The following is a 9463-nucleotide window of genomic DNA, read 5'->3' as shown; positions in this document are numbered from 1 at the left end:
CAATATTTTGCAGCACTCGCTTGAGTTGTTTCGGTGATTGATTCACCCATTGTTTTATTTGTTCTTGCTGCTCAAGGGTAAACGTGGATTTACGACCTCGCCCTGCTCGGTCACATAATCCCACCAACTTGAGCCTTTCCCAAGCCACAAACCAGTTATGAATCGTTTTGCGACTCACCCCAAAAATTTGCATCAGTTGCGCTATCCTTATCCCTTGAGCGCTCAAAAGAATACAGTGTGCTCGTTGACGGATTGCAAAGCGGTGACTTTGACGATAGATTCTCCACAGTAGCTTTGTCGTTTCAGGGGAAAGTGGAGCAATTAATCTCACAGTAATTAGATCACAATTAAGTAATCCTTAGAATCTTCCCATTACTATGAATATGTGTAAATAATTCTGCATATCTACTTAATAAATCAACGGTAAACTGAAGCGAGAAATGATACTTATCTTCCATATCTTGCCAGTAGAGGTTACTAAATAGATATTTAGATTTCTCTAGGGCATGGGCGATCGTGCAAAAAGTAACCTTGAGTTGACGCGCCAACAAAAAGGCAACCAGATTACCATCGGAATAGTTACCCACGATTAGATCGGGCTTGCCTTGAAACTCAGCGAGTAATTCCCTTTGAGCATCGATCGCATAGGTTTCTAGATATGGCCATATGTCAAAACGAGAAATCCAATTATGAGTAATATTGGCGTTAAATTCACGAAAAGGAACTCGCAAAATCCAAGTGTTATCAGTACCGTAGACTTTCTCCAGACGCTGATCGCAGGTTGTGCCATCACTATTGGGAATTAAGCGGGTGAGAATAATCACTTTCGGCTTAATCTCTAAGCCTGCGATCGCAATATCCTCTTGCAATTGTCGCTCTAGATTCTTGGCTTGATCTAACACATAGACCACTTGACAGCCCGTGTCTGGTCTTCCCAAAACGCCTTCTTGTCCAAACCAACCATGCACCGACACCAACGCAATCCGAAAAATCATCGGAATCCGTGATAGTAATACTTCTAGAGCTTGATAGTCAGGAGAATCAATCAAGCTATCCAGCAAGTTAAGGGATTCTCGGATTCTACCAACATTATTACCCCAACCTGCCTCAAAGCCTAGATCTTGCAGCTTAAAGCAGACCTCGCTAAACGGTATTTGTGGTTGATAGTGTTCTAACATGGCGATCGCCTGTTTAACATGTATCGACAACTGGTTGATAGAAGTAATCCGTTTATTAATCAGCAATTGCATTCCATCATAGGCATGTAAGCTAAGAAACTCAAACAGAGCATTTAATCCTTGTTTCGTGTCTTGGAATAGTTGATTGGAGAGATAGCGATTAAGAAACTGCACACCTTTCCCAATATTCTTCGTGACCCGAAGAATATTGGGCGCATAGTCATAGAAGGGATGGAAGTCGATTTCAAGAGTGTTGCCTTCTTCAGGAGAGAAATGGTTGACTAGGCGATCGCGCAAATTGAGTAATTCTTTAATATCAATTTGCTGAACTGCAAGGTCATCTGTAATCCGAAATGCTTCTTGATGGGCGATTTTAGGGCGTACGACTAGACAAGCATTGCCATCGCCAAGGATAATCTCTTGAGTGTAGTACAGTAGTTTACTTAGAGCGGCTGTGGTGGCAAAGTGAGCATCTTTCTCTTGTAGAACGCAATATTCTGCAAACTCAATTAAAATCTCGTTACGCAGTAAATAGCGTTTTTCTTGCTGATGTAATCGATTCAAAAATTGACGGAGGTCAGTTTTTTCTTCAGTTGCTAAAATTGATTGAATTAGTGAAAGCATAATAAATCCCTGTTGATTTAGACTGGTTAAGTAGCTAGGCACAATTAAAAACCCAGAGCCAAAATCCGTACCGCCCGCTACGCAGGCGGTACAGATTTTGGGGTTTTATATTTAATTGGACCTAGCTGGTTATTTAAAAACAAGCTCAAACTTGTGCAAAGCCTCAAAAATGCCGCTCGCATAGGTATTTTCCGCAAAATAGTGTGCTCATCAGCATGGGCTTGATACCATTCAATTAACTCAAGCTGCGCATTATTGACAATTACTCCATATACAGGCTGTTGAAACATACTAATATCATTTCCTGAATCACCACATACTAAAGTTCTATTGGCGGCAATACCTAATTTGTTTTGAAGATATTGCACTGCCTTTCCCTTGTTTGCATTTAGAGGCAAAATATCAACATCAACATTGCTACTAAAAATTACTTGAGCTTTTAATTGCCTAGTTTGCAAACTACTAACTAGTTGATCGATAGTGCCGAGAGAATCCAATAAATTAAAACTTAATTTCCACGAATTTTGTTCTTCTTTTACTTGAAGTTTGAGTTGTGGAAATTGAGTAGTAACAAAGGAAGCGATCGCATCTCTGTTCCAATCCACACTAATTTTATTTGCCCAAACAAAATCTAGTTGATCTTGAGCATAGATCTCTGTCTCAACTCCAGTAATCCAATAGTTAGGGTCGAGTAGTTCTCTCTCTAGCATTAACTGCTTTGCCGAATTATAGGAGCGACCAGTTGCCTAGACTAAAATGTAATCTAGGCGATAGGTGCAGAGATACTGATTTAATTTCTTCGTTGCGAGATTATTACCGACGAGGGTATTGTCCAAATCTGTAATCAGTAAAACTTGTTTATTAACATTCATCACAAATTAGGAGACCTGTATAGAATAATTGATTCTAAAATTGGTGGGGTTCACCTGCTGCAACAATTTGGGATTTTATTTGGATTATTTATTGCTTGGATGTCTCTAGATTTCGTAAAAACTATTAACCATTATATTCTGAACGATCGCTACGACAATTTTTGGGGTGCGATCGGAGAGAAATCGGGGGGATAAAAAGCCTTGCTTTTCCCAGTGAATAATTAGTAGTGCGCGGCTTCGCCGCGCACTACTAATTATTCACGTTACAACACTTATTCTTTCGGTGGGAAGGGAGTCGGTTCAACAGTTTCTTGTGGTAGAGAATTCTCTGCGACAAGAAACTGTTGTGGAATACCGATCTCAATCCCCTCTTGCTCCATAATTAACTTAAGACGACGACGGAATTCCCTCGCCACAGACCATTGCTGAAGCGGTTGTGTCTTGATCCAGATACGGATTAACATTCCTGAATGTTGCAAATCATCAATACCCAGAACGTCAGGTGGCTCAATAATTTTGGCTCGCCAAATATGCTCTTGATAAATCTCTTGGGCTAATTTTCGTAAGACATCTAAAGCGCGATCGGGGTTAGTTTCATAGGCAACACGAATCGTCAAATCCACCCTTGCCCAGTCTTTAGATAGATTCTGGATGATCGCAATAGAGCTATTAGGAATAGTAATCAATTGACCCTCGTTATTACGGATTTGGGTGATTCGCAGGTTCATATTTTCAACTAATCCCCCTAATTCGCCCACTACGATCACATCACCGACTGCATACTGATCTTCTAAAATAATCAAAAATCCATTAATTACATCCTTAATTAGCCCCTGAGCCGCAAAAGAAATGGCTATTCCCACGATCCCAGCCCCTGCTAACAGTGGAACTAAGTCAAACCCGATCGCAGAAAGAATCCCCAGAGTTCCTAGACATACTAAAACCAGATCGGTTACGTTTTTGAGAACTTGCGAAACCGTTGACACTCTCAGATCCAAGCGTTGATATGGCTTTAGCATCGCAAAATCCCTAGCCTTCAAGAAACCTGAGAAGCGCTCAATCAATAGGTTGCTGACCCGAATCAACAAATATGTGCCAAAGGCGATCGCAAAAATTTGCAAAGGAGTCGATAGCAGGAAAGATTGTAACCATCGACTATAGGGAAATAGTCCCAAAATGATAAAGCTGCCACCACCGACAAGACATAAATAGCTCAGTTGTAACGCCCGTCGTTGGAGATCGCTGAGATTAGCGCGTTGTTTTTGATATAGTTGTTGTTCCAAATCAGTAACAGCGACTGCATCAAGGTATGGCGGTGACGTATGTTCAATCTGTGCCTCAATCGTCTCCTGCTTTAACTTTAATCGTCCCTGCCAATAAACAATAGATCGCATTCCAAGGAGCATTGTCAGGATAATTCCCGCCGTAATTAACCCACGATTGATTAGAAATTGAGGTTGGCGCTCTTGTCTAGCTCTAACTAAAGCATCTCGGAGAACCTGAGCAATCTGATTCGCCCAGCCTATCGGATCTCGCCCCTGTAGTTGAGCATCTATACTTGTTACGGTCATTAGGTAACGATCGTTAATTGCAATTACTGGTTGATCGCTCTTTGGATCAATGCTGGTAATTACTTGCAAAGCATCAGGCTCAAAGTTGCTATTTGCAACACGATGTAGTTCATCTTCAATGCCCTTTAGGCGTTGCTCCAGCGGAAATCTTTGATTAAAAGTTGGAGCCGCTAGTACAAACAATTGATAGCCATCAAGTTTCACCACAGCATGATCAATTCTGGGCACATTAGCGGTGCTTTGCCCAGTCAGCCAATTTAGCTTTAAAAATTCAGATTGCCCCCAAGCGCTTTGATTAGTAGAAAAAATGATAGTTAGGGCGATCGCTAGAACACATAAAACAGCAGCATGTAAACACCTTTTCCAAAAGTGGAATTTAGATTGGATTGAATAGTTGAACATTGATTAAATCTTTCTCAAAACAAATAGATTCCCCTCATTGCCTCTACCAATTCGCAAATCCTGATCGAGATAGGTTGTCTCAAGCCATCCTTGTTGATCTTCTCTTTTAATTTGGAAATCGATCGCAAATAATTTCTTGGGCGATCGCAAAGTATCGATAAAACTATTTACATCCTGATAACCGATTAAAGTTTGTGAACCAGCCACTAAACGCTCAAAATTAACTTTAACTCGTTTCTCAGAAACTACCGTAAAATTTGCGCAAACACTCACTATTCCACTTAGTAATGGCAGTCCTTTAATCTCAGCCACGTTAAAAATTTTGCCTTCTGCCACGCGCAAACATTGATAAATATTGCCTAGTTTATAAAGCGGCAAGCGATCGATTCCTAAAAGTTCTTGGCTAGTTGTAAATAGCAATAACCAATTACCATCTAATAGCTCAGGTGTGTTATTTGGAGAAGAACTAGGATTTAATTCTTCAAGATAAGCAACAGCCGAAAAAATCATTTTACGTTGATTTTCGGACATTTGTAAGCCGCGATTCACAGGTGTGATCGCATTAATTAAATTTGCCTTGCGAGTATTACTAGTCATGATTTTATTTTAGACGCATCCAAACCAGACAGGATTGACGTAGATATGCATAGGGATCTTAGTGACCTAGAGCTAAAACCTGAACTAATTGCCGATTAATTAGGCTCAGACTTGATCTCATGGTTACACTTACCTACTGGCTATATGCCTTTTGATCAACGCTCAACATACAAAATTAGTAGTGTTTTGTGTAAGTCTTGTGTAAAACAATCAATATAGTGTACGCTATGTTACGTATTGACAAAAAACACGCTTGACGAATTTTAAATGATGTAGATATAAATTCGTCGTAAATCAGCGATCGCTAGTAAAGTTTATTGCTTTATTTCTCGTCTTTAAGATGAGACACTTTTGAACAAGCAATTTTAATGATGCGTAGGATCTAGAAGAGTCTTCTAGATGCAATTTTTTGCATGTCAAAATTAATTTTTGTAGTTAGATTCTATATATTTGAAAATAAATTTTGAACTCAATTCGAAATTAGGTAGAGATCGTATCCTATAATCTTTGCTCCCTACTTAATAGTTTAATTGAAATGCAAATTTTTTGGTCAAGTTTTAGTTAAAAATCAACTATTGAAGAAATTATTGATGGATTGCTGTTATCAGCATCCCAAAAACTGGGAACATTGGTAACACAATAGATTCACTTTTGGAAAAATACATTATTCGCGCTTTACTTGGTGAGGAAAAACCAACCTGTATGTTTAACATTAACAAAAAAGCTATTAAAGGAACTTCGTTCTATCGGTTGATAGCAGCGACATTGACAATAAGTGGGATGTCATCTTTATTTCCGTACCTTGTAATAGCTCAGGTTGTGCCGCCAACGCCAGCAAATACAGCAATCCTCAACCGCGCATCAGGTACTTATGTAGATCCAAATAATCCTGGCACACCCATTAACGCTACTTCCAACACCGTTACAGTAACTGTTGCAGAGGTAGCAGGTATTACAAATGTACCTGCGGGGATTATCGATGTCAACGGTGGTAGTGTCGCTCTCAATGACGTACTTAACTTTGACTTTTTAGTTACGAATACAGGAAATGCTCCTAGCAATATTGTCTTCCCAGCAGTTGCGAATATTACAACTGTAGGTCTAAACGCTGGTACATTGCAGTATCAACTAGATCTCAATAATGATGGCGATTTTCTAGATGCTGGTGAAGCTTTACAAGCTGGAGCATTTACCACCACCACACCAATTCCTGCGGGTAGCTCTGTGCGAGTCAGAGTTGTTGGCACGGTAACAGCAGGAGCCGCTGGCGCACCTGTCAGCGTCCAATTGGGTAATACTGGAGCCAATGACAACACTGCGGGCACTCAAAACCAACCAGACTCTGGCCTTGAGCCTCCTGCCGTAGGCGCTGACGGTACGAATGCTAATGAAGTTCGCACTGTTAACGTTGGTCCTGATGCACCTGTTAATGGTGAGCGCGAAGCTGCCGCAATTCAAGCAACCACGGTTGCTACTGCTGTTCGCAACATAGCCTTAGCTACTGCCCTAAAGGCAAGAACTGCTTACGATCCAGGCCCTACAAACGCAGTGACGGACGATCGCCTTACCTATCGTCTAAATTTAAGAGTAGCCACCACATCGCCAGTTCCTGCCCAATTTACCCCAGCGAACCTCGAAGGAACCACAGTTAATGTTGATCTTGTAGCCCAAACCCGTATCTTAGTTTCTGACGTGATTCCTGCACAAACAAGAATTGACGAAACATTTGATGCAGCCTTAAATTTACCAGCGGGTTGGCAAGCAGTCTATCAATATACAGCGACCGCCGCAGGTACTATTCCCGTCGTCAGTACAGCCCCAGGAGCCTTGCCAGCCGCAGCGTGGTCAACTACCGCTCCAACTGCTGGGACTGCACCGAATGTTGTCCGTGTTGGCTATATTTTTACAGGGATACTTGCTCCAGGCTTTACTACTGAGTTAGTTGCTAACGCTTTCCAATTCAGGGTAATTACAACTGGACTGCCCCCAGCAACAGGTGGTGTGATTAATAATATTTCCCAAGTGTTTGGGGAAACCGTAGGTGATCCCACCAATCGCGTGGTCTATGACGAATCAGGTGACCAAAACCCCAACAACTTTGAAGGAGTCACCCCTCCAGCCCCTGAAGGTACATTATTCACCCCTGCTACAGATAATGGTGTACCCAATCCAGCCACCCAAAGTACAGATCCAAATAACAACAACACAGGTACAGGACCTGGTGGGGAAGTCAACATTTTCCCAATTGTTCCAGCAGGCGGCATTCTCAATGGACCAAACAATGTCCCTGGTGCGATCGGACCAAGTACGACTAACCAAGATGACTTTACAAATCGTTCCACTGGCTTGACAGCGCCAGAGTCAGTCCCTGGACAAGTCGTTGCGTATGATCCACCACCGATTATTTTTAACAACACGTTCCAAAATCCGCCCAGCAACACAACCAACCTAGATACAGTCCGCCTGTTGCCATTGCCTCCAAACAATGCATCTGTACCAGGTGTTTCACAACAGCCAGCCGCAGATATTCCCGATGGCTCTAGAGTAACGATTACTTTTGGAACCCAGATCGCGGTTTATGATTATACAGCAGCAGGTGGCTATGTTCTCAACGTAGGATTAAGTTCTGGATTGCCTGTTAGCCCGACGCCAAGCATTCTGGTCAACGCTCTAGCGCCTAATGTCCTGAATAACTATACTGTCTCGCTTGATTTACCTCCTGGACCTCAGAATACACTTCTATCCGTTGACCGTTTCATTGCAAATGGAGCCGATCGAGCAGGATTTAATGTGCCGATTGTTGCTTTTGTGGATAACGATAACAGTGGAGGCTTTTTAGCCTTGAATGATCCGATCTTTAACATCACAATCGATCGCGGTTATACAGGTTATGTAAGATTGCGGAAGCAGTCTCAAGTGTTGCAAGGCACTAATCCTCGCGCTGTTACCGCCGCAAATGGCACACTTGATGAAACAGCCAAGACCGCAGAACCAGGCAATATAGTTCGCTATGTGGTTGAGTATGTCAACTTCTCAACACCTCTAGCTGCTGCTGGCGCAGGTAGCGTAGTCCTAGATGCTGCGAATTTGGTGATTACAGAAAATGGCGCAACTGGAGTGAACAACTGGGCAGGGGTATCGTTACACTTCAACAATCCCGCAGTGGTTGGTGGATTTCCTCAAAACACCTTTGCGTCACAAGGCTCTGTTACTTATGATGGTGCAGCCATTCCAGACCCAGCTACAGGAACTGCGATCACGACTTATGTAAATAATGTCGGCACGATTCAACCTGCAACTAATCCAGCTATCTTACAAGGCGTTTTACGCTTCCATCGTCAGTTGCAATAGCAACTGAGGCTATGCCCATTTACAAATGAGCATAGCCTCAGTTGTAAATGGGAAATTAAGCTCATTAAAGTCTTTGGATTTTCAATTTGTCATAAACAAATTGAAAATCCCTATATAGATCATGAAAAGAGAGTCAATTCTTTTTTAGATATAGACAGACTGATGAGAATTTATCGAAGTTTAGGAGCCTATTATGAAAAAATTTGAAATTAAACCATTGTATCTAGCTCTTGGTGCTGTGATACTACCTATGTTGCTATTGTCTACTGCGATCGCAAGTAACAATAGTTCTACTAACGTTTCTGAATCGGATTCGCGGGTAGCTCAACAGCAGCAACCTGTGGAATTATTATTAGCAGCCGAAAAACGCCAAATCAGCCGTGATGAATCAGGCAAAGAAAAAATTTCTTGGAATGCCCTACCTTCTAATTCCCAAGTAATTCCTGGCAGTGTTTTGCGCTACACAGTGACAGCGAAGAATAACACTAGTCGAAATATGCGTAATCTTACGGTGATTCAGCAGATTCCCAATGGAATGGTCTACATCATCCAATCTGCAACTGCGTTAAATACCTCAGGTGCTAAATTGGAATTTAGTATTGATGGCAGTAAAACTTTTTCGACTCAACCAATTGTTCGAGTACGTCTTCGTGGTGGCAGGATCGAAGAGCGTCCCGCCCCAGCCGATGCCTATACCCATGTACGCTGGGATTTTGGAGAAGCTTTACCAGCGAATTCTAAGATGATGGTGGCTTATCAAGTCCGTGTTAAGTAGTTGAGGTGATGATGCACCGTGCTTTGCACGGTGCATCATCACCCATGATTAAAACTGATTTATTCCGATAGAATATCTAGAGTGATGGAACTT

General features: G+C 41.9%; 5 protein-coding genes and 2 pseudogenes. 2 read left to right on the top strand and 5 right to left on the bottom strand.

All coding sequences use genetic code 11. The features are described from left to right. The 5 genes and pseudogenes from APA_RS25760 to APA_RS09970 all read right to left on the bottom strand — a co-directional run. On the bottom strand, positions 1 to 331 hold a 331-nt coding region (locus APA_RS25760; protein WP_201321415.1), incomplete at its 3' end, for a helix-turn-helix domain-containing protein. A 58-nt stretch (positions 332 to 389) separates the two neighbouring features. Further along, positions 390 to 1802: pseudogene (locus APA_RS09990) on the bottom strand (sucrose synthase); the annotation flags it as partial. Between the two features lie 77 nt (positions 1803 to 1879). Further along, positions 1880 to 2674: pseudogene (locus tag APA_RS09985) on the bottom strand (sucrose-phosphate phosphatase). 272 nt (positions 2675 to 2946) lie between these two features. After that, a complete protein-coding gene (locus tag APA_RS09975) occupies positions 2947 to 4647 on the bottom strand; it encodes a mechanosensitive ion channel family protein (protein ID WP_201322130.1) in 1701 nt (566 codons plus the stop codon). 3 nt (positions 4648 to 4650) lie between these two features. Then, positions 4651 to 5244, bottom strand: coding sequence for a PAP/fibrillin family protein (locus tag APA_RS09970; protein ID WP_201322129.1), 594 nt, complete (start codon positions 5242 to 5244; stop codon positions 4651 to 4653). A 702-nt stretch (positions 5245 to 5946) separates the two neighbouring features. Here APA_RS09970 and APA_RS09965 point away from each other — a divergent pair. Both APA_RS09965 and APA_RS09960 read left to right on the top strand, forming a co-directional pair. Continuing rightward, positions 5947 to 8595, top strand: coding sequence for a hypothetical protein (locus APA_RS09965; protein WP_236579490.1), 2649 nt, complete (start codon positions 5947 to 5949; stop codon positions 8593 to 8595). Positions 8596 to 8788: 193 nt separating this feature from the next. Further along, positions 8789 to 9370 carry a DUF11 domain-containing protein gene (locus tag APA_RS09960; RefSeq protein WP_201322127.1) on the top strand — a complete coding sequence of 194 codons (582 nt, stop codon included), beginning with the start codon at positions 8789 to 8791 and terminating at the stop codon, positions 9368 to 9370. Positions 9371 to 9463: the final 93 nt, after the last annotated feature.

It is taken from the genome of Pseudanabaena sp. lw0831 (assembly GCF_016584665.1).
Classification (GTDB): Bacteria; Cyanobacteriota; Cyanobacteriia; order Pseudanabaenales; family Pseudanabaenaceae; genus Pseudanabaena.
Note: the sequence above shows the minus strand (reverse complement) of the source record. Positions and strands in the feature narration are given on the sequence as shown.